The following is a 19,249-nucleotide window of genomic DNA, read 5'->3' as shown; positions in this document are numbered from 1 at the left end:
AAGGCGCCTTTTTGCTATCTGCTATTTGCCCACCCTCACAAAACCTTTGCAAACACTTAACGCTTTGTGTGCTCAAGCCGTTTTATCCCCTTGCCGATAACGATAATGGTCTATTGCAAGGAGAAAACCATGTCTACTATCTCAAGTGTTAGCAGTGTCAGTACCGCAAGCAGCGGTAGCGGTTCAACGTCAGAAATTGCCAGCCTGAATAAACAGATTCAAAGCATCACCAAAGAAATTAAAGATTTATCCAGTGATGACTCCCTGACAGATGAGCAAAAATCTGAACAGGAACAGATGTTGCAATCGCAGATTCAGATGATTGAAGCGCAGATTGCACAAATCGAGCAGCAGGCAGCAGAAAAAGCACAACAGAAACAAGAAGCACAGCAGCCCACGACGGAAAGTGCCACCAGCGCCCAGAAAGCCGATGGCATTAACCGTCCGACCGAGACCAATCAGATCAACGTTTACGTCTAAAACGCCGGTTTGAGAGCACGTTGTTGCGCCAGCAGGCCTGCTTGTTGGCGCACTTCCTGCCAGATCGCTTCCGCAGCGGGTGTCAGAGAGCGATTTTTGCGTTTAATCAGCATCAGATTTCGATGGATTTCCGGATAGAGGCGTCGCACCGTCAGTTTCCGCCCCGCCGGCAGCGGTAACGCCAGCGCAGGCAAAATGCTGATGCCAATACCGGCTTCCACCATCGGAAACAGCGTGGCGGGATGGCCAATTTCCTGCACCACCTGCACCTGAATCGATAACTGCTGCAGCGCCGCATCCACCAGAAGACGACTTCCTGAAGCATAATCCTGCAAAACCAGGTTGCGCCCCGCCAGCATCGTCCATTCCGCTCGCTCGACCTGGGCCAAAACATCATCCGCATGGCACAACAATAAGAACGGCTCCTGCAAAATCGCTTCGTAATCCAGATCGGCATCCCCTAGCGGCCCGATGACAATGCCAAAATCCACCTCCGCATTGCGCACGCTTTGCAGCACTGACTGCTGAGCCCGATCGTGCAGGATGACGCGGATATCCGGATAACGTTGCTGGCTACTCGCCAGACACTGCGGCATTAGATTTGCCGAAGGTGTCTGGCTGGCGGCAACACGTACGGTGCCACTGCGCTGCTCGCCGTAACTGCGCACATCCAGCAGCGTCGTGTTTAACTCCTCCAGCAACCGTTCCAGCCGCGATGCCAGCTGGTGCCCCGCTTCCGTCAGCATCACTTCACGCGTGGTGCGATCCAGCAAACGCACGCCCATTTCCGCTTCCAGCTCTTTAATACTGTGGCTAACCGCCGACTGGCTGAGCCCAATCGCCTGCCCTGCCTGGCTAAAACTGCCCTGCTGCGCCACAGCCACAAAGGTGCGTAACTGACGTAAGGTGTAATTCATCGATATCGCTCATAGATTGATGCAATAAATCAATTTTATTTCTAAACCTAGCTGGCGCACAATCAGCACCATCTTTTTTATTTTAACCGGATTGTAACAATGGGCTTTTTACGACTCGACCCGATGATGGTCAAACTCATCATCACTGTACTGTTGGCCAGCTTCATCCCGGCCAAAGGCGGGTTTGTCGATTTCTTTGAATACCTGACCACTGCCGCCATCGCCCTGCTGTTCTTTATGCACGGTGCCAAGCTGTCACGCGAGAAAATCATTGCCGGCAGCAGCCACTGGCGTTTGCATCTGTGGATCATGTGCAGCACTTTCGTGGTGTTCCCGATTCTTGGCTTGCTGCTGGTGTGGTGGCATCCGGTGAACGTCGGGCCAGAGATTTATACCGGCTTCATTTATCTGTGTATTCTGCCTGCCACCGTGCAGTCTGCGATTGCCTTCACCTCCATGGCGGGGGGGAACGTGGCGGCTGCGGTCTGTGCCGCTTCGGCATCCAGCCTGCTGGGCGTATTCATCTCGCCGCTGCTGGTGAATCTGGTGATGAACGTCCATAGCGATGCGCCGAGCAACGGTCTGGAGCAGATTGGCAAAATCATGCTGCAACTGCTGGTGCCGTTTGTGATTGGTCATATGTCTCGTCGCTGGATTGGCGGCTGGGTGGAGAAACATCGCAGCCTGATTGGTAAAACTGACCAGACCTCGATTCTGTTAGTGGTCTACTCCGCGTTCAGTGAAGCGGTGGTCAATGGTATCTGGCATCGCGTGGGTGTGGATACGCTGCTGTGGATTCTGGCAGGCAGCGTGCTGATTCTGTTTGTGGCGCTGGCGATTAACCTGGGTGCCTCGCGTCTGTTTGGTTTCAGCCGCGCCGATGAAATCGTGGTGCTGTTCTGTGGTTCGAAAAAGAGTCTCGCTAATGGCGTGCCGATGGCCAATATCCTGTTCCCGGCCAGCTCAGTGGGGATTATCGTGCTGCCGCTGATGATCTTCCATCAGGTGCAGTTGATGGTCTGCTCCTTCATCGCTCAACGCTATAAAGCGGGCAATGAGAAGCGGCTGGCGCAACAGCAAGTTGAAGCACAAAAATCATAAGTAAAATGGCCCGCGATTGCGGGCCATTTTGTTATTCACTGCGCTTGAGGGGTTTAACTAACCCCTGCAATCCTTCAATTTTGATCGCTAAGGTCAGTTGCATCAGCTCGCCCAACTTCCCTGCCGGAAATTCATTTTTACGCGCAAACCACAGCAGATACTCCTCTGGCACATCAATCAGCATACGGCCTTTATACTTGCCGAACGGCATAGCGGTATTGGCAATTTCAACCAGCTGATGTTTGTCCACGTTAAGCTCCCAGTAGCCGAATCATTTCCGCTTCATCAATCACCGGAATACCAAGCTCCTGCGCTTTCGCCAGTTTGGAACCCGCTGCTTCGCCAGCGATCAGTAAGTCTGTTTTCTTCGACACGCTGCCGCTCACTTTCGCGCCCAGCGCGACTAAACGTTCTTTGGCATCATCGCGATTCATCTGTGACAGCGATCCGGTCAGCACCACGGTCTTGCCGGCAAAAGGACTGTCGATCTCTTCAACATTCACCACTTCCAGCTTTGGCCAATGCACACCCACCTCTTCGGTGAGTTCGCGGATGACTTCGCGATTGCTCTCTTCTTCCATGAAATTACGCACGTGTGCCGCCACCACTTTACCCACGTCCTGCACCGCAATCAGCGCATCCAGATCGGCGTTCATCACCTTCTCAAGATCGCCAAAATGATTGGCCAGATTGGCCGCAGTGGCTTCGCCGACTTCACGAATCCCCAGCGCATACAGGAAGCGAGGGAGCGTGGTGAGTTTGGCTTTTTCAAGCGCATCCACCACATTTTGCGCTGATTTAGGCCCCATGCGATCCAGTCCGGTCAGCTTGCCCGCCGTCAAACGGAACAAATCGGCAGGTGTTTGTACGTACTCTTTTTCGACCAGCTGATCGATAATTTTGTCGCCCATGCCGTCAACATCCATCGCACGACGAGAAACAAAATGCTTAAGCGCCTCTTTACGCTGAGCACCACAAATCAGCCCACCGGTACAACGGGTAACGGCTTCGCCTTCCACGCGCTCCACATCGGAGCCACACACCGGGCAATGGCTGGGGAAGACGATTTCACGGGTATCATCCGGACGTTCGGATTCCACCACGTTGACCACCTGCGGAATCACATCTCCGGCGCGGCGAATCACCACTTTGTCGCCAATGCGCAGGCCAAGACGCGCGATTTCATCGGCGTTGTGCAGTGTGGCATTACTCACCACCACGCCGGCTACCTGCACCGGCTCCAGACGCGCAACAGGCGTAATCGCGCCGGTACGTCCCACCTGGAATTCAACATCGCGCACGAAGGTCATCTGCTCCTGCGCCGGGAATTTAAAAGCAACGGCCCAGCGCGGGGCGCGGGCGACAAAGCCTAATTGTTCCTGCAGTGCCTGCGAATCGACCTTGATGACCACACCATCAATATCGAATCCGAGTGTCGGGCGATCCTGCTCAACCTGACGATAAAATTCCAGCACCTCTTCCGCGGTATGCGCCAGACGAATACGGTCGCTGACCGGTAAACCCCAGGCTTTAAATTGCTGCAGGCGCTGCCAGTGGCTGGCGGGCATGTCACCGCCTTCCAGCAGGCCGAAACCGTAACAGAAGAAAGTCAGAGAACGTTTAGCGGTAATGCGCGGATCGAGCTGACGTAGCGATCCCGCCGCGGCGTTGCGCGGGTTGGCAAACACTTTCGCGCCGGTGCGACGTGCATCCTCATTGAGTTTCTCGAAGCCCGCTTCGGTCATAAAGACCTCACCGCGAACTTCAACACGCGCAGGAATATTGTCGCCGTGCAGGCGCAGTGGAATAGCATGGATGGTGCGCACGTTGGCGGTGATATTCTCACCCGTGGTGCCATCACCGCGTGTCGCCGCACGCACCAGCAGTCCATCTTCATACAACAGACTGACCGCCAGACCATCCAGCTTAAGCTCGCAACAGTAGGTCAGATCGTCGCTGCTTTTCAGGCGATCCTGGACGCGCTTATTGAAGGCAAGGAAACCGGCTTCATCGAAAGTGTTGTCGAGTGACAGCATCGGCACCTCGTGGCGCACCTGTTCGAAGGCGGCCAGCGGTGCTGCTCCCACGCGCTGAGTCGGCGAATCCGGGGTAATGAGATCGGGATGTGCCGCTTCCAGTTCACGCAGTTGCTGCATCAGTCGGTCATATTCCGCATCCGGAATTTCCGGCGTATCCATCACGTGATAGAGATACTCATGGTGACGTAACGAGGTGCGCAGCGCGGTGATCTGCTCCTGAACCGATTTCATAGTGTTTTATCCGATAAAAAACCCCCGACATGCGGGGGTTGTTTCGTTAATATTTGATTTTGCTCGCGGCTATCAGCCGATAACTTCGCGAATACGCGCTTTGTAAGTTTCCAGTTTCTGAGGCGTCATCATGCGACGCTCATCATCCAGAACCACACCGCCAACATCATCCGCGATACGCTGTGCAGATTGCAGCATCAGCTTGAAGTTTTGGTTCGCATCGCCATACGACGGCACCATCATAAAGATGGAGATACCTGGCGTGCTGAAATCGCCCATGGTGTCGGGATTAAAGGAGCCCGGTTTCACCATGTTCGCCAGACTGAACAACACAGGACCGCTGCCCGCTGGGCTCAGGTGACGATGGAAAATATTCATCTCACCAAACTGGAAGCCCGCTTGCAAAATACCCTGCAACAGAGCTTCACCGTTCAGTTCGCCACCGGTGTGGGCAGCAACATGCAACACCAGTACCGCTTCATTTTTTCTCTGGGTAGAAGCAGCAGACTGTTTTGGTTCATCGTGTGCAACCGGCGCTTCTTCTTCGTATTCGGGCTCTTCAGCAGCCTGGAATTCAGGCGCAGGCTGAGTCGATGAAAGTGGCTCGTTATCCAGTAAGGGATCGGCCTGAACGGAGTGAGGCTGCGGTTGTGGCTGCGGCTGCGGCGCAGGTTTAACCACCGGCGGTTGCGGCGCAGGTGCAGACTGGCGCACTTCCGGCTCATCATCCAGCAGCGGATCACCCATCAATGGGGTTTCATGACGCGGGAATGGCTGACGCGCAGGTTCAGGCGCACGTGGCGCGCTGACAGGCTTCGTCACAGGTGCGTCGAATTCGGGTTCGACATGCGCGTCACGATTGCGACGGACACGCACTTCGCCGACACCATCATCATCTTCTTCGCTCAGCAGATCTTCATCCGCTTCTTCGCGCTGTTTCAGACGTTTGTGCGGGCGATCGCGAAACACGGAAGAGCGCTCTTTACGGCTGGTCCACAGTCCGTGAAGTAGCAACGCTATTATGGCGATCGCGCCAACAACGATTAATATCAGACGCAAATCCTGCATCATTGTATTCTCTGTTGTTCCAATACCTTGCCACCACGGCAAACTTTATCCTCTAACTGTATTTGCCCAGCTAAACAAGTGCAAGTCTGTGCAGTATTTTCTGACAAATAAGATAGCTGCCCCACGCTTTTTTGCTGATTTTTCGCGCAAAGTGCGCCTGCCACCGACAAAAAGCCAGGTTATGATGTTCGCGCCGCCACATAAAGGAGAAAGGCTCGCTATGCCCGTTGAGAAATCGCCCTCATCATTCAATGGTATTCATTACTTTGCCGAAGGCTGGAGACTGGTACGTCTGCCTGGCATTCGTCGTTACGTCATTATTCCTCTGCTGGTGAACATTTTGCTGCTGGGAGGCGCCTTTATCTGGCTGTTTCAACGGCTCGGAGAGTGGATTCCGGCCTTGATGTCGCACATCCCTGATTGGCTACAGTGGCTCAGTTATTTGCTGTGGCCGCTTTCCGTCATATCGATTGTGCTGGTATTCAGCTACTTCTTCTCCACCATCGCGAACTGGATTGCCGCCCCCTTTTGTGGATTGCTGGCTGAGCAACTGGAAGGTCGCCTCACCGGTCACCCGCTGCCGGATAGCGGTTGGATGGCGATGGTTAAAGATATCCCGCGCATCATGAAGCGCGAATTACAGAAGCTTGGCTACTATTTACCACGTGCACTGGGACTGCTGCTGCTTTACTTTATCCCCGGTTTTGGACAAACGGTGGCACCGGTATTATGGTTTCTGTTTAGCGCGTGGATGCTGTCTGTGCAATACTGCGACTATCCGTTTGATAACCACAAAGTGAGTTTTCAGCAGATGCGTAGTGCGTTACGTCAGCATAAAACGGCGAACATGCAATTTGGCGCGCTGGTCAGTTTGTTCACCATGATTCCAATTCTGAACCTGGCTATCATGCCGGTGGCCGTATGTGGCGCGACTGCGATGTGGGTTGATCGCTACCGCCTACAGCATGCACGTCACTAAAGCTTCAAAAAGCCTTATGCATTTTTGCGTAAGGCTTATGGTTGTGGGCTATATAGATATGCGATTTCTTTCCTTCCGCACACCGGAAGAACAGGTATGCTCTGAGGGTTCCTAATATTTCATACAGTTAAGGACGAGCTATGAGTAAGATCTATGAAGACAACTCTCTGACAATTGGTCATACGCCGCTGGTTCGACTGAACCGCATCGGTAATGGACGCATCCTGGCGAAGGTCGAATCGCGTAACCCGAGCTTCAGCGTCAAATGCCGTATCGGTGCCAATATGATTTGGGACGCAGAAAAACGCGGAATCTTAAAGCCGGGCGTTGAACTAGTTGAGCCAACCAGCGGTAACACCGGTATTGCACTGGCTTACGTGGCCGCCGCTCGCGGTTACAAACTCACGCTGACCATGCCAGAGACCATGTCTGTTGAACGTCGCAAGCTGCTGAAAGCACTGGGCGCGAATCTGGTGCTGACCGAAGGCGCAAAAGGTATGAAAGGTGCCATTGCTAAAGCCGAGGAAATCGTTGCCAGCGATCCGGATAAATTTGTGCTGCTGCAGCAGTTCAGCAATCCGGCTAACCCGGAGATCCATGAGAAAACCACCGGCCCGGAAATCTGGGAAGACACCGACGGTGAAGTGGATGTGTTCATTGCTGGCGTGGGCACCGGCGGCACGCTGACAGGCGTGAGCCGTTACATCAAGAACACCAAAGGCAAAAAAGACTTAATCACCGTCGCGGTAGAGCCGACTGACTCTCCTGTCATCGCTCAGGCTATCGCTGGCGAAGAGATCAAACCGGGTCCGCATAAGATTCAAGGCATCGGCGCAGGTTTCATCCCCGGCAACCTTGACCTGAAATTGGTTGATCGGGTCGTTGCGATTACCAACGAAGAAGCCATCAGCACCGCGCGTCAGCTGATGGAAGAAGAAGGCATTCTGGCCGGTATCTCTTCAGGTGCGGCAGTGGCTGCAGCACTGAAGCTGCAGGAAGACGAAGCATTCGCCAATAAGAATATCGTGGTGATCCTGCCCTCCTCTGGCGAGCGCTATTTAAGCACCGCCCTGTTTGCCGATCTGTTCACTGAAAAAGAGCTGCAGCAGTAACCGCCATAGTCTGAAAACGATGAAAAAAGCACCCGAATGGGTGCTTTTTTGTGGCGCAGATCTCACTTTTATCACCAGACAGATTGATTTCAATGACGCGGCTCTGGTATTTAAGCTCCCAATTATTTCGGTGCCTGAAATTAATCTGGCTTTGAAGTGGATCAAGCTGAATGGAATTACTGATTTGGCGAAACGGCGAATCACGGCATACTGAGCAAGGTGACCTTTTCGCACAGTTTTTGATCTGCTGCTGAAAGACGCACATTACTAAGCGCATTTTTTGGTCAGCTTAATGCCACACCAGCGCACCTATACAGGCTAAAGTGACGGCTCCAGGCTAGACTTTAGATCCATAACACCAAACCTGATAAAGTTGGGGAAATAGAATGTTCCAGCAAGAAGTTACCATTACCGCACCTAACGGCCTTCATACCCGTCCTGCAGCTCAGTTCGTGAAAGAAGCTAAGGCTTTCCAGTCAGACATCACTGTGACCTCTAATGGCAAATCTGCCAGCGCGAAAAGCCTGTTCAAACTGCAGACTCTGGGTCTGACTCAGGGTACGGTTGTTACGCTGTCTGCTGAAGGTGAAGATGAGCAGCAAGCGGTTGAGCACCTGGTGAAACTGATGGCTGAGCTGGAGTAATTCCGCTCAGGCAAGCAACTAAACCGACTCCTTTGCCCCATTGAGTGCAAATATCTTGATCGCGGACAACCTGTCCGCGTTCTTGCTTCCTTAGAGTACTGTTCCGCGACAGTGGCAACGCATTGGGTCAATGAGCCATCGTGATTAAAAGGTAGGGTTATGATTTCAGGCATTTTAGCATCACCGGGTATCGCTTTCGGCAAAGCACTTCTGCTGAAGGAAGATGAGATCGTCATCAGCCGTAAAAAAATTACTGACGATCAGGTTGAGCAAGAAGTTCAACGCTTCCTTGATGGACGTGGCAAAGCGGCAGTACAGCTCGAAGCCATCCGTGTCAAAGCCGGTGAAACCCTCGGTGAAGAGAAAGCGGCGATCTTTGAAGGTCACATCATGCTGCTCGAAGACGAAGAGCTTGAGCAGGAAATCATCGACCTGATTAAGAAAGATCACGCAACGGCTGACGCTGCGGCGTACTCTGTCATTGATGGCCAGGCCAAGGCGTTGGAAGAACTCGACGACGAATACCTGAAAGAGCGTGCGGCTGACGTGCGTGACATCGGTAAGCGTCTGCTGCAAAACATCCTCGGTCTGCATATTGTCGACCTGGGTGCTATCGCAGAAGAATCTATTCTGGTGGCGAAAGATTTAACGCCGTCAGAAACCGCACAGCTGAACCTGAAGAAGGTGCTGGGCTTTATCACCGATATCGGTGGCCGTACTTCGCATACGTCCATCATGGCGCGTTCTCTGGAGATCCCAGCGATTGTCGGTACCGGTAACGTCACCACGCAAATCAAAAACGGTGATTTCCTGATCCTCGATGGCGTGAATAACAAGATTTACGTTAATCCTACCGATGCTGAACAAGAAGAGCTGAAAGCCATCCAGACTCAGTACCTGTCTGAAAAACACGAACTGGCGAAGCTGAAAGATCTGCCCGCTATCACGCTGGACGGCCATCAGGTGGAAGTGTGCGCTAACATCGGTACCGTGCGCGATGTCGCTGGTGCGGAGCGCAACGGTGCGGAAGGCGTGGGCCTGTATCGTACCGAGTTCCTGTTTATGGACCGCGATTCACTGCCAACTGAAGAAGAGCAATTCCAGGCGTACAAAGCGGTGGCGGAAGCCATGGGCTCTCAGGCCGTTATCGTGCGTACCATGGACATCGGCGGCGATAAAGATCTGCCGTACATGAACCTGCCGAAAGAGGACAACCCGTTCCTCGGCTGGCGTGCGATTCGTATCGCCATGGATCGTAAAGAGATTCTGCATGCACAGCTGCGCGCTATCCTGCGTGCCTCATCCTTCGGCAAACTGCGCATTATGTTCCCGATGATCATTTCGGTGGAAGAAGTGCGTGCGCTGAAGGCCGAGCTGGAGCTGCTGAAAACCCAGCTGCGCGAAGAAGGCAAAGCCTTTGATGAGACCATTGAAGTGGGCATTATGGTGGAAACACCGGCTTCAGCGGTGATTGCGCGCCATCTGGCGAAAGAAGTCGACTTCTTTAGTATTGGGACAAATGACCTGACGCAGTATACTCTGGCGGTCGATCGTGGTAATGATTTGATTTCACACCTCTATAACCCAATGACGCCATCGGTACTCGGCCTCATTAAGCAAGTGATCGACGCATCACATGCCGAAGGGAAATGGACCGGCATGTGTGGTGAGCTGGCTGGTGATGAACGTGCTACACTACTGTTACTGGGAATGGGGCTGGACGAATTCAGCATGAGTGCCATTTCAATCCCGAGCATCAAGAAGATTATTCGTAATACTAATTTCGAAGATGCGAAGGCATTGGCGGAGCAGGCTCTGGCTCAACCCACAGCGGAAGATTTAATGAACCTGGTGAACAAGTTCATTAAAGAAAAAACGCTCTGCTGATCCACGAGACGCTGGCCCCAAATTACTGCTTAGGAGAAGATCATGGGTTTGTTTTCTAAACTTTTTGGCGAAAAATCAGAGAGCGCGTCAGGGACTATTGATATCGTTGCGCCTCTGTCAGGCGAAATCGTGAATATCGAAGACGTACCTGATGTGGTATTTGCTGAGAAAATCGTGGGTGATGGTATCGCCATTAAACCGACTGGCAACAAAATGGTTGCACCGGTTGATGGTACTATCGGCAAGATTTTTGAGACCAACCACGCCTTTTCAATCGAATCTGACAACGGCATCGAGCTGTTCGTCCACTTCGGTATCGATACGGTTGAACTGAAAGGTGAAGGCTTTAAGCGTATCGCTGAAGAAGGCCAGAAAGTGAAAAAAGGCGATGTGGTGATCGAGTTTGATCTGCCACTGCTGGAAGAGAAAGCAAAATCTACGCTGACGCCGGTTGTGATCTCGAACATGGACGAAATCAAAGATCTGATCAAACTCTCCGGTCAGGTGACTGTGGGTGAAACCCCGGTTATCCGCATCAAGAAGTAAGCAGCGTCTGGATAGTAAAAACGGCACCCAATGGGTGCCGTTTTTGTTTGTGTGGCTGGCTGGAACTGCAGGGTGCGTACAAGATGGGCGCGCTGCTATGGATTCACAAGAACGCGGTTAGATTGTGAGCGCTTAAGCCTTCAGTCTTGCTTCCAGCGCGGCAGTCGTAACGTTAGCTCTAAGCCACCCTCAGGGCGATTGACCGCCTGTACCTCACCGTGGTGCGCCAGAATCACCTTACGCACGATGGAGAGCCCTAAGCCGTATCCTTTGCCCATCAGTGGCGAATTAACGCGTACGAAGGGATCGAAGATGCTGGAAAGCTTTTCATCGTCAACGCCCGGGCCCTGATCGCGCACGCGAATCGCCAGCCATTGATTCTCCGCCTGTAGCCTCACGCTGATATGCTGGCCTTTGTGCGAGAAGCGCAACGCATTACGCAGGACGTTCTCTACACCACGGCGAATCAACTCGGCATTGCCGTGCACGGTGTAGTCGGCGTTCTCATCGACCTGAAAGTCGACTTTTACGCCCGGAATCTGTGCCTCATAGCGCACGTCCGTGACCACCGCGTGCAGCAGGCCAGTGAGGTCGAAATACTGCTCGCCCGGCATGCTTTCGTGTTCCGCACGCGACAGCGTCAGCAATTCCCCGATCATCTTGTCGAGACGACGCGCTTCTTCATCGATGCGGTTCAGAGAGGATTCCACTGATTCCGGCGTTTGCCGCGCCAGACCGGTCGCCAGTTGCAGGCGCGCCAGCGGTGAACGCAGTTCGTGGGAGATGTCGTGCAGTAATTCCTCACGCGCCTTCACCAGCGTATCCAGGCGCTCCACCATGGCATCAAAGTCTTGCGCCACGCTGGAGAGTTCATCATGACGACGGCGCATCACCGGATAGAGTCGCACCGACAAATCGCCGCTGGAGACGCGGGCAAAGCCTTCACGCAGCTGGCGCATTGGGCGCGTCAGGTTCCAGGCCAGTAATAAGCTGAACAGTAATCCTAGCGCCCCGGCAAAGGTGAACATCGGCTCTGGAATGTTGAGGATACGGCGCGGGCCACCGCCGCCCATCGAACTATCCTCACGCAATCCCTTAACGTCGTAACGCAGCTCGTATTCTTTGCCATCCTGCCCTTTCACCCAACGGACGATGATATCCGGGAACGGACCATGGAAGGGTTCACTGAAGGTTTCCGGCGGCGCATTACCGGGCGTAGCGGCAGGTTTATCATGCTGGATGACTGAGAAGAACTGGCGGTCGTTGGGCTCCCAATCGGCCATCATGTCATCCAGTGAACTCGGTCCGCCGCGCTCCAATACAGAAACTGCGGACGCCATCTGTAAATTCACAATACGACGGATAGCCACAATTTCGGGTGGCTCGTGACGATTACCGGAAAGCGTAAAACCAAGCCACAGCAGCTGGCTGATGATGACAAATACGATCCAGAAGCCCAGTAAGATCTTCCAGAACATGCGGCCGCGATAGCTGTGTTTCATCGAATGCGATAACCAATACTGCGCACAGTTTCAATGTTGATGCTGTCAGCGGTGAGCGCGGCCAGCTTCTGGCGGATATTGCTGATGTGCACATCCACGCTGCGATCGTAAGCTTCACGCGGACGACCGAGCCCTTTCTCTGACAGTTCATCCTTCGACACCACGCGATCGGGCGCACGCAGCAGCAGATCCAGCAGGTTGAACTCCGAGGCGGTCAGATCAAAGGCTTTGCCCTGCCATTCGGTGATGCGCGTGGCCGGATTCAGGCTCAGCTCACCCCAGCGCAGCAGTTCTTTTTTGTCCTGAACCGGTGCCTGATCTTCGAAACGACGCAGTACGGCCCGCAGACGCGCCACCAGCTCACGCGGGTAGCATGGCTTTGGTACATAATCATCCGCACCCATTTCCAGGCCAATCACGCGATCGATGTTGTCGCCTTTCGCCGTCAACATGATCACCGGCAAACGGCTGTTCTGGCGCACCTGACGCAGCACATCAATACCGCTCATATCCGGCAGCATAATGTCGAGAATCATCGCGGTATAGTTGCCCGACAGCGCCCCTTCAATCCCGGCGGTTCCGGTTAAAACCAATTGCGTTTCAAAGCCTTCCGCAATCAGGTATTGGCTCAGCATGGTGCCAAGTTCTACATCGTCATCAACAAGCAGAATTTTCATCTTTATCTCTCGTACAAAATTGCCGCTATTTTGGCCTGAGTTGGCAATGAGCGCAGCCGATTTTACTCGATCCTTACAGTGCCAACACCAGAGGATTATCAGGGAGACTATAGACAAAAATGGCCCGGTCGCACCACAACAGCGCGCTCAGGCCAGATAAAATGCGGAGAGAATGGGATCAGTGGAACACGCCGGTGGAGAGATAGCGGTCACCGCGATCGCAAACTATCGCCACCACGACGCTGCCAGGATGGGCAGTAGCGATGCGCAGCGCGCCTGCCACCGCACCACCAGAACTCACGCCGCAGAAAATTCCTTCACGTTGCGCTAACGCACGCATGGTTTCCTCGGCTTCCCGCTGTGCCATATCGATGACCTCATCCACTAATTCAGGACGGAAAATCCCCGGCAGATAAGCCTCGGGCCAGCGACGAATACCCGGAATGCTGCTGCCCTCCTGCGGCTGTAAACCAATGACTTTCACCGCTGGTGCAAACTCTTTCAGATAGCGTCCAACGCCGGTGATGGTGCCCGTCGTGCCCATACTGGAGACAAAATGCGTCATGCGCCCCTGCGTCTGCTGCCAGATTTCCGGGCCGGTGGTAAGATAGTGGCCGAGTGGATTATCAGGATTGTTAAACTGATCCAACACCCTGCCCTCGCCACGGTCGGCCATCTCTTGCGCCAAATCACGTGCGCCTTCCATACCCTGCTCGCGCGTCACCAAAATCAATTCTGCGCCATAGGCACGCATGGCATCCTGCCGCTCCTGGCTCATGTTATCCGGCATCAGCAGGCGCAACTTGTAGCCTTTCATTGCCGCGATCATCGCCAGGGCGATACCGGTGTTGCCGCTGGTGGCCTCAATCAGGGTATCGCCGGGTTGAATGTCACCGCGCAGTTCCGCCTGGTGAATCATCGACCAGGCCGCACGATCTTTTACCGAACCGGCCGGATTATTGCCTTCCAGCTTTAACCAGATTTCACTGCCGTTATCGGGCGTCAGGCGTTGCAGCCTGATCAACGGCGTATTACCGATGGTATTTTCCAGTGTGGTCACGGTTTGATTCCAGACAGAAGAGAGGCAAATAAATCGGGCGGGAAAGTCCCGCCCGAAGGAGTGTCAAAAATATCAGGCGCTTTCGGCAAAGGCAACCGGACGCAACGGCGTCGTGCCGTTGTACAGTCGTGCCTGCTGCAGGCCAACAAACAGGCGTTCACCGCGAATCGGAGCGGTGTGATCGCCGTCATAGACCACGGAGAAGACCTCACCCTGCCAGCCGCTTGGCTGCACCACTAATTGCCAGAAGTGGCCACGCGGACTGATCTCCAGCACTTGCACCGGCAGCGGGGTTTCGAGACTGCTCTGACGCGAGATATCCACTTCCCACGGACGCAGGAACAGCTCAACTTCGCCCTGATGCGCGGGCGTATAGCCCAGCGGCCAGCGATGCGCCCCCACATGGAACTGTGAACCGTGTACCTCACCGTCGAAGCGATTCACTTCGCCGAGGAACTCCAGCACAAAGCGGGTGGCCGGTTCCTGCCAAACCTCATCCGGCGTGCCGACCTGTTCGATATTGCCCTGACTCATCACCACCACGCTGTCTGCGACTTCCATCGCCTCTTCCTGGTCATGGGTGACGAACACGCTGGTAAATTTCAACTCTTCATGCAACTGACGCAGCCAGCGACGCAGCTCTTTGCGCACCTGTGCATCCAGCGCGCCGAAAGGTTCATCCAGCAGCAGAATTTGCGGTTCCACTGCCAGCGCGCGCGCCAATGCCACGCGCTGCTTCTGTCCACCCGAAAGCTGAGCCGGGAAACGATTGGCGAGATGCGCCAGCTGCACCATTTCCAGCAGGCGCGTCACTCGCTGTTTGATTTCAGCGGCGGATGGGCGCTCGCGGCGCGGCAACACGGTTAAACCAAAGGCGATGTTATCGAACACGGTCATATGGCGGAACAGCGCATAGTGCTGGAACACGAAGCCGACCTGACGATCGCGCGCGTGAATACGGCTGACATCTTTACCGTGGAAATGAATCTGCCCGCTGTTCTGATGCTCCAGACCCGCGATGATGCGCAGCAGCGTGGTTTTGCCCGAGCCCGACGGCCCCAGCAGCGCCACCATTTTGCCGGTAGGAATATCCAGAGAGATATCGTTTAGCACCGGCGTACGGCCGAACGCTTTGTTAATGTGTTTAATCTCAATGCTCATGATTTTCCTCCTGTTGGCGCTTCTGCTGATGCTCTAATCGCCACTGCACGATGCTCTTCAGAAACAGCGTCAAAATGGCCATCAGGGTCAACAATGCAGCCGCGGTAAAGGCGCCAACCGTGTTGTAATCCTGATGCAGTAATTCAACCTGAAGCGGTAAGGTGTAGGTCTCACCGCGAATCGATCCCGAGACCACCGAGACCGCACCAAACTCACCAATGGCACGGGCATTGGTAAGCACCACGCCGTACATCAGCGCCCAGCGAATGTTCGGCAGCGTCACGCGGCGGAACATCTGCCAGCCCGATGCCCCTAACAGCACCGCGGCTTCATCTTCATTGCTGCCCTGGCTCAACATCACCGGCACCAGCTCACGCACCACAAACGGACAGGTGACAAAAATGGTGGCCAGCACCATACCCGGCCAGGCAAACATGATCTGAATGTTGTGCGCGTCCAGCCAACCACCCGCCGGGCCGTTGATGCCCCAGAACAGCAGATACATCAGCCCCGCCACCACCGGTGACACGGCAAAAGGAATATCAAACAGCGTCAGCAGCAGTTGGCGGCCAGGGAAAGTAAAGCGCGTTACCAGCCATGCCAGCAGCGTACCGAACACCAGATTGACCGGCACGGTAATCAGCGCCACCAGAATCGTCAGCCAGATGGCGTGCAGCATGTCACCCTCTTTTAAATTAGAGAGCGAGGCAATAACCCCCTGGCTCAGGGCTTCCCAAAAGATGGAGATCATCGGGACCACCAGCAGCAGGAAAGAGACCAGCGCGCCCATGCCAATCAGCAGCCATTTCCCCCAGTTCACCGGCTGACGCTCAGCGTGATTAATCTGCGAAATCTCCGCCATTAGTGGCCTCCTAAGCGACGGCCAAAGCGGCTCTGCAAGGTGTTAATCGCGAACAGCAACAGCAGCGAAGCGGCCATGATGACCGAGGCAATAGCACTGGCCGCCGGATAATCAAACTCTTGCAGGCGAACAAAAATCATCAGCGAGGTGACTTCGGTTTTCCACGCGATGTTACCCGCAATAAAGATAACCGCACCAAACTCACCCAGGCTGCGCGTGAAGGATAACGCCGTGCCGGCTAACAGCGCGGGCGCCACTTCCGGCAGAACCACACGGCGGAAGCTCTGCCACGGTGTCGCACCCAGCGTTTCAGCCGCTTCTTCATATTCCGGGCCTAACTCTTCCAGCACTGGTTGCACGGTGCGCACCACAAACGGGATGCTGGTGAAGGCCATCGCCACCGCAATGCCCAACCAGGTGTAGGAGACTTTAATATCGAAATGAGCCAGCCATTGACCATACCATCCACTCACCGAGAACAACCCCGCCAGCGTCAGACCGGCAACGGCGGTAGGCAATGCAAACGGCAGATCCATCAAGCCATCCAGCAACGCGCGGCCAGGGAAGCGGTAACGCGTCAAAATCCATGCCATTAACATGCCAAAGAACGCATTGAAGATGGACGCCACGCCCGCTGACAATAGCGTGACTTTATACGCCGCAATCAGCTGTGGATTGGTGACCACATCCCAATACTGTGCCAGTGTCATGTTGGACAGTTGCATCAGCAGTGCGCTGATCGGCAACAGCAGGATCAGGCAGGTAAACAGCAGGCTGGTGCCGAGGCTGAGACCGAACCCTGGCAGCACGCGCTTTTGCGCTAAAGCAAACATCAACCGCGCCCCGCTGCCAGTAATTTATCCAGCTCACCGCCGCTGGCAAAATGGGTTTTCATCACGTTATCCCAGCCACCAAAGGCATCCTGCACATTAAACAGCGCGGTCTGCGGGAAGCGATCTTTCTGTTCCGCCATCAGCTGTGGATTGTTCACGCGATAATAGAAACCGGTAATGATTTTCTGCGCCTCAGGGGAATAGAGGAAGTTCAGATAGGCTTTGGCCGCGTCAGAGGTGCCGTTGTGCTCGACGTTTTTGTCGACCCACGCCACCGGAAACTCCGCCAGAATATTGGTCTTAGGCACGATGACTTCGTAGTCATCTTTGCCGTACTGATTGCGGATGTTGTTCACTTCCGATTCGAAGCTGATCAGCACATCCCCTAAACCGCGTTCGGCGAAGGTGGTCGTCGCGCCACGGCCGCCGGTATCAAACACCTCGACGTTTTTCAGGAATTTCGTCATAAAGGCTTCGGTTTTGGCTTTATCCTTGCCGTCAGCCTGGTCGGCTGCGCCCCAGGCGGCCAGATAGGTATAACGGCCATTACCGGAGGTTTTTGGATTCGGGAATACCAGCTTCACGTTGTCTCGTGCCAGATCCGACCAATCATGGATCTGCTTAGGGTTACCTTTGCGTACCAGAAACGCCATGGTGGAGTAAAACGGTGAGCTGTTGTTCGGCAGACGGGCTTGCCAGTCGGCTGGAATCAGGTTGCCTTTATCATGCAACACCTGCACATCCGTCACCTGGTTGTAAGTCACCACGTCCGCGCGCAGGCCCTGCAAGATAGCCAGTGCCTGTTTTGATGACCCGGCATGCGATTGTTTAATCGTCAGCTTGTCAGTGGGGTGCGCAGCATTCCACTGTTGTTCAAATGGCGCATTCAGGGCAACAAACAGCTCGCGCGAGACATCATAAGAGCTGTTCAACAACTCTGTTGCCTGCGCTGCACCGGCTAACGCCAGTGACAAGGCGATTCCGCTCATCCATTTTTTCGCAATCGGAAGTGTCATGCTGCACCCTGCTCGTCGGCGACATCGCCAATGCCATTAGATGCTGTCAGTGTATTTATAACTCAGGGCAAACCAGTAACGGTTTTATATATCGTTTGGGGATTTCAAAGTCTAAAAAGGCATAAGACGGCGGGAGAGATTATGCAACAGACGGGATTCGTGGTGAGCAGCACGCAAGGCCGCTCACTGGCGTATTACAGCGCTTGCAGGGCATCCAGCGCAGGCGCAAAGAAGTAGCTGCCCGTTACCGGCTTAGTGAAGCGCAGCATCGCATCCATTTTGCCGTCACGCTCGCCGAACATGCTCAGCAGTTGCTGCTCGATGTTATACAAGCGGTTGCAGTACGAGATAAAATACAGGCCATGAGTGCCGCTGGCCGAACCATACGGCAGGCTCTGGCGCAGAATCTTCAGCCCTTTGCCCTCTTCTTTCAAATCAACGCGGCTGAGATGCGAGGTGGCGGGACGTTGATCGCCCGGCAACTCTTCATTATCCACTTTGGTGCGGCCAATAATCGCTTCCTGCTTTTCCACTGCCATACGATTCCACAGTTTGAGATTGTGCTCCCAGCGCTGAGTGAAAACATAGCTGCCACCGGCATCCGGGCCTTCAGCAATTATTGCCACCTGCTGACGCGCCTCGCCTTGCGGGTTTTCCGTGCCATCAACAAAGCCGGAAAGATCGCGCTCTTCCACCCAGCGGAAGCCGTGGGTCTCTTCTTCAATATTCACGGCGTCAGCAAAGGCCGCTAATGCCGCCTGTGCCAGCGAGAAATTCACGTCATGACGCAGAGATTGGATATGGATAAGCAGATCGCGTTGCGTGGCGGGTGCAATGCCTTTGCCCAATGGGGAGAAGGCTTTCAATTCTGGCGCTGAATCCGCACCTTGCAGATCGCGCCACAGCGCATCGCCAAAGGCGATCACCGCGCCCAGTCCGGCATCGGCAAATTTCTGTTGCAGCGCATCGAGTTGTTGCAGGAAGGTTTTGCTCCCCTGGCGGACAGCATCGAGATCGCCCGAAATACGAGCTTCTAGCCAAATGGCGAAACGGCGGTGTTCCAACAGGATCCCGCTCTGGAATTGAGGCATTGCACTGCTCTCCGGCATGAAAGTTAGGACGATTTTTCGCCCA

Annotated in this window: 19 protein-coding genes; 7 read left to right on the top strand and 12 right to left on the bottom strand. The window is 54.3% G+C overall.

The genetic code is table 11. From position 1 onward, the window contains the following. Window positions 1-129 precede the first annotated feature (129 nt). On the top strand, window positions 130-480 hold the full coding sequence (locus tag F3J37_RS24965; RefSeq protein ID WP_058959063.1) for a FlxA-like family protein: 351 nt from the start codon (window positions 130-132) through the stop codon (window positions 478-480). On the opposite strand, the gene F3J37_RS24960 is transcribed toward F3J37_RS24965, so the two are convergent. Next, on the bottom strand, window positions 477-1,397 hold the full coding sequence (locus F3J37_RS24960; RefSeq protein WP_058959064.1) for a LysR family transcriptional regulator: 921 nt from the start codon (window positions 1,395-1,397) through the stop codon (window positions 477-479). The genes F3J37_RS24965 and F3J37_RS24960 overlap by 4 nt on opposite strands. A gap of 99 nt (window positions 1,398-1,496) precedes the next feature. On the opposite strand from F3J37_RS24960, the gene F3J37_RS24955 reads away from it, so the two are divergent. After that, window positions 1,497-2,498, top strand: coding sequence for a bile acid:sodium symporter family protein (locus F3J37_RS24955; RefSeq protein ID WP_097118552.1), 1,002 nt, complete (start codon window positions 1,497-1,499; stop codon window positions 2,496-2,498). Between the two features lie 31 nt (window positions 2,499-2,529). On the opposite strand, the gene F3J37_RS24950 is transcribed toward F3J37_RS24955, so the two are convergent. The 3 genes from F3J37_RS24950 to zipA all read right to left on the bottom strand — a co-directional run bounded on the left by F3J37_RS24950 (window position 2,530) and on the right by zipA (window position 5,839). Next, window positions 2,530-2,748, bottom strand: a complete 219-nt coding sequence (locus tag F3J37_RS24950; RefSeq protein ID WP_038645584.1) for a DUF3820 family protein — start codon at window positions 2,746-2,748, stop codon at window positions 2,530-2,532. Between the two features lies 1 nt (window position 2,749). After that, the gene (gene ligA / locus F3J37_RS24945; RefSeq protein ID WP_166936399.1) at window positions 2,750-4,768 is read right to left on the bottom strand and encodes an NAD-dependent DNA ligase LigA; all 2,019 of its coding nucleotides are present in this window, start codon (window positions 4,766-4,768) and stop codon (window positions 2,750-2,752) included. Between the two features lie 72 nt (window positions 4,769-4,840). After that, window positions 4,841-5,839: a cell division protein ZipA gene (gene zipA / locus F3J37_RS24940; protein WP_166936397.1), complete on the bottom strand. Its 999-nt coding sequence runs from the start codon at window positions 5,837-5,839 to the stop codon at window positions 4,841-4,843. A gap of 217 nt (window positions 5,840-6,056) precedes the next feature. Here zipA and cysZ point away from each other — a divergent pair, with 217 nt between their 5' ends. The 5 genes from cysZ to crr all read left to right on the top strand — a co-directional run bounded on the left by cysZ (window position 6,057) and on the right by crr (window position 11,004). Then, on the top strand, window positions 6,057-6,815 hold the full coding sequence (gene cysZ, locus F3J37_RS24935) for a sulfate transporter CysZ (protein WP_166936395.1): 759 nt from the start codon (window positions 6,057-6,059) through the stop codon (window positions 6,813-6,815). A 140-nt stretch (window positions 6,816-6,955) separates the two neighbouring features. Continuing rightward, window positions 6,956-7,927, top strand: coding sequence for a cysteine synthase A (cysK, locus tag F3J37_RS24930; RefSeq protein ID WP_034825880.1), 972 nt, complete (start codon window positions 6,956-6,958; stop codon window positions 7,925-7,927). A 386-nt stretch (window positions 7,928-8,313) separates the two neighbouring features. Further along, window positions 8,314-8,571 carry a phosphocarrier protein Hpr gene (gene ptsH / locus F3J37_RS24925; RefSeq protein ID WP_034825876.1) on the top strand — a complete coding sequence of 86 codons (258 nt, stop codon included), beginning with the start codon at window positions 8,314-8,316 and terminating at the stop codon, window positions 8,569-8,571. Between the two features lie 159 nt (window positions 8,572-8,730). After that, window positions 8,731-10,458 (top strand): phosphoenolpyruvate-protein phosphotransferase PtsI, encoded by a 1,728-nt coding sequence (gene ptsI / locus F3J37_RS24920; protein WP_034825874.1) that lies wholly within the window; start codon window positions 8,731-8,733, stop codon window positions 10,456-10,458. A gap of 42 nt (window positions 10,459-10,500) precedes the next feature. After that, window positions 10,501-11,004, top strand: coding sequence for a PTS glucose transporter subunit IIA (crr, locus tag F3J37_RS24915; RefSeq protein ID WP_034825872.1), 504 nt, complete (start codon window positions 10,501-10,503; stop codon window positions 11,002-11,004). Window positions 11,005-11,144: 140 nt separating this feature from the next. Here the strand turns inward: crr and F3J37_RS24910 are convergent, their stop codons facing one another. The 8 genes from F3J37_RS24910 to F3J37_RS24875 form a co-directional block, all read right to left on the bottom strand. Continuing rightward, window positions 11,145-12,506 carry an ATP-binding protein gene (locus tag F3J37_RS24910; RefSeq protein WP_097118557.1) on the bottom strand — a complete coding sequence of 454 codons (1,362 nt, stop codon included), beginning with the start codon at window positions 12,504-12,506 and terminating at the stop codon, window positions 11,145-11,147. Next, entirely contained in the window at window positions 12,503-13,183 is a 681-nt protein-coding gene (locus F3J37_RS24905; protein ID WP_034825869.1) for a response regulator transcription factor, read from the bottom strand. Before F3J37_RS24905 ends, F3J37_RS24910 begins: the two co-directional genes overlap by 4 nt. Window positions 13,184-13,361: 178 nt before the next feature. Further along, window positions 13,362-14,243: a cysteine synthase CysM gene (cysM, locus tag F3J37_RS24900; RefSeq protein ID WP_166936393.1), complete on the bottom strand. Its 882-nt coding sequence runs from the start codon at window positions 14,241-14,243 to the stop codon at window positions 13,362-13,364. Between the two features lie 72 nt (window positions 14,244-14,315). Then, the gene (cysA, locus tag F3J37_RS24895; protein ID WP_160869742.1) at window positions 14,316-15,404 is read right to left on the bottom strand and encodes a sulfate/thiosulfate ABC transporter ATP-binding protein CysA; all 1,089 of its coding nucleotides are present in this window, start codon (window positions 15,402-15,404) and stop codon (window positions 14,316-14,318) included. Further along, window positions 15,394-16,266: a sulfate/thiosulfate ABC transporter permease CysW gene (gene cysW, locus F3J37_RS24890; RefSeq protein WP_166936391.1), complete on the bottom strand. Its 873-nt coding sequence runs from the start codon at window positions 16,264-16,266 to the stop codon at window positions 15,394-15,396. Before cysW ends, cysA begins: the two co-directional genes overlap by 11 nt. After that, on the bottom strand, window positions 16,266-17,099 hold the full coding sequence (gene cysT / locus F3J37_RS24885; RefSeq protein WP_034825859.1) for a sulfate/thiosulfate ABC transporter permease CysT: 834 nt from the start codon (window positions 17,097-17,099) through the stop codon (window positions 16,266-16,268). The genes cysW and cysT overlap by 1 nt, the downstream gene beginning before the upstream one ends. Then, entirely contained in the window at window positions 17,099-18,115 is a 1,017-nt protein-coding gene (locus F3J37_RS24880; protein WP_166936389.1) for a sulfate ABC transporter substrate-binding protein, read from the bottom strand. Before F3J37_RS24880 ends, cysT begins: the two co-directional genes overlap by 1 nt. Before the next feature lie 194 nt (window positions 18,116-18,309). Then, the gene (locus F3J37_RS24875) at window positions 18,310-19,206 is read right to left on the bottom strand and encodes a Dyp-type peroxidase (protein ID WP_166936388.1); all 897 of its coding nucleotides are present in this window, start codon (window positions 19,204-19,206) and stop codon (window positions 18,310-18,312) included. Window positions 19,207-19,249: the final 43 nt, after the last annotated feature.

The organism is Candidatus Pantoea communis, from assembly GCF_011752685.1.
Classification (GTDB): domain Bacteria; phylum Pseudomonadota; class Gammaproteobacteria; order Enterobacterales; family Enterobacteriaceae; genus Pantoea; species Pantoea communis.
The sequence above is the reverse complement of the archived record's forward strand: the minus strand, read 5'-3'. Positions and strand labels throughout refer to the sequence as shown.

Bases quoted from the DNA above. Each gene is read 5' to 3' on its own strand.
- cysA (WP_160869742.1), bottom strand. From the start codon at position 15,404: ATGAGCATTGAGATTAAACACATTAACAAAGCGTTCGGCCGTACGCCG.
- F3J37_RS24955 (WP_097118552.1), top strand. From the start codon at position 1,497: ATGGGCTTTTTACGACTCGACCCGATGATGGTCAAACTCATCATCACT.
- cysK (WP_034825880.1), top strand. From the start codon at position 6,956: ATGAGTAAGATCTATGAAGACAACTCTCTGACAATTGGTCATACGCCG.
- F3J37_RS24960 (WP_058959064.1), bottom strand. From the start codon at position 1,397: ATGAATTACACCTTACGTCAGTTACGCACCTTTGTGGCTGTGGCGCAG.
- ligA (WP_166936399.1), bottom strand. From the start codon at position 4,768: ATGAAATCGGTTCAGGAGCAGATCACCGCGCTGCGCACCTCGTTACGT.
- F3J37_RS24880 (WP_166936389.1), bottom strand. From the start codon at position 18,115: ATGACACTTCCGATTGCGAAAAAATGGATGAGCGGAATCGCCTTGTCA.
- cysT (WP_034825859.1), bottom strand. From the start codon at position 17,099: ATGTTTGCTTTAGCGCAAAAGCGCGTGCTGCCAGGGTTCGGTCTCAGC.
- zipA (WP_166936397.1), bottom strand. From the start codon at position 5,839: ATGATGCAGGATTTGCGTCTGATATTAATCGTTGTTGGCGCGATCGCC.
- F3J37_RS24905 (WP_034825869.1), bottom strand. From the start codon at position 13,183: ATGAAAATTCTGCTTGTTGATGACGATGTAGAACTTGGCACCATGCTG.
- F3J37_RS24910 (WP_097118557.1), bottom strand. From the start codon at position 12,506: ATGAAACACAGCTATCGCGGCCGCATGTTCTGGAAGATCTTACTGGGC.
- cysW (WP_166936391.1), bottom strand. From the start codon at position 16,266: ATGGCGGAGATTTCGCAGATTAATCACGCTGAGCGTCAGCCGGTGAAC.
- F3J37_RS24875 (WP_166936388.1), bottom strand. From the start codon at position 19,206: ATGCCTCAATTCCAGAGCGGGATCCTGTTGGAACACCGCCGTTTCGCC.
- crr (WP_034825872.1), top strand. From the start codon at position 10,501: ATGGGTTTGTTTTCTAAACTTTTTGGCGAAAAATCAGAGAGCGCGTCA.
- F3J37_RS24965 (WP_058959063.1), top strand. From the start codon at position 130: ATGTCTACTATCTCAAGTGTTAGCAGTGTCAGTACCGCAAGCAGCGGT.
- ptsH (WP_034825876.1), top strand. From the start codon at position 8,314: ATGTTCCAGCAAGAAGTTACCATTACCGCACCTAACGGCCTTCATACC.
- ptsI (WP_034825874.1), top strand. From the start codon at position 8,731: ATGATTTCAGGCATTTTAGCATCACCGGGTATCGCTTTCGGCAAAGCA.
- cysZ (WP_166936395.1), top strand. From the start codon at position 6,057: ATGCCCGTTGAGAAATCGCCCTCATCATTCAATGGTATTCATTACTTT.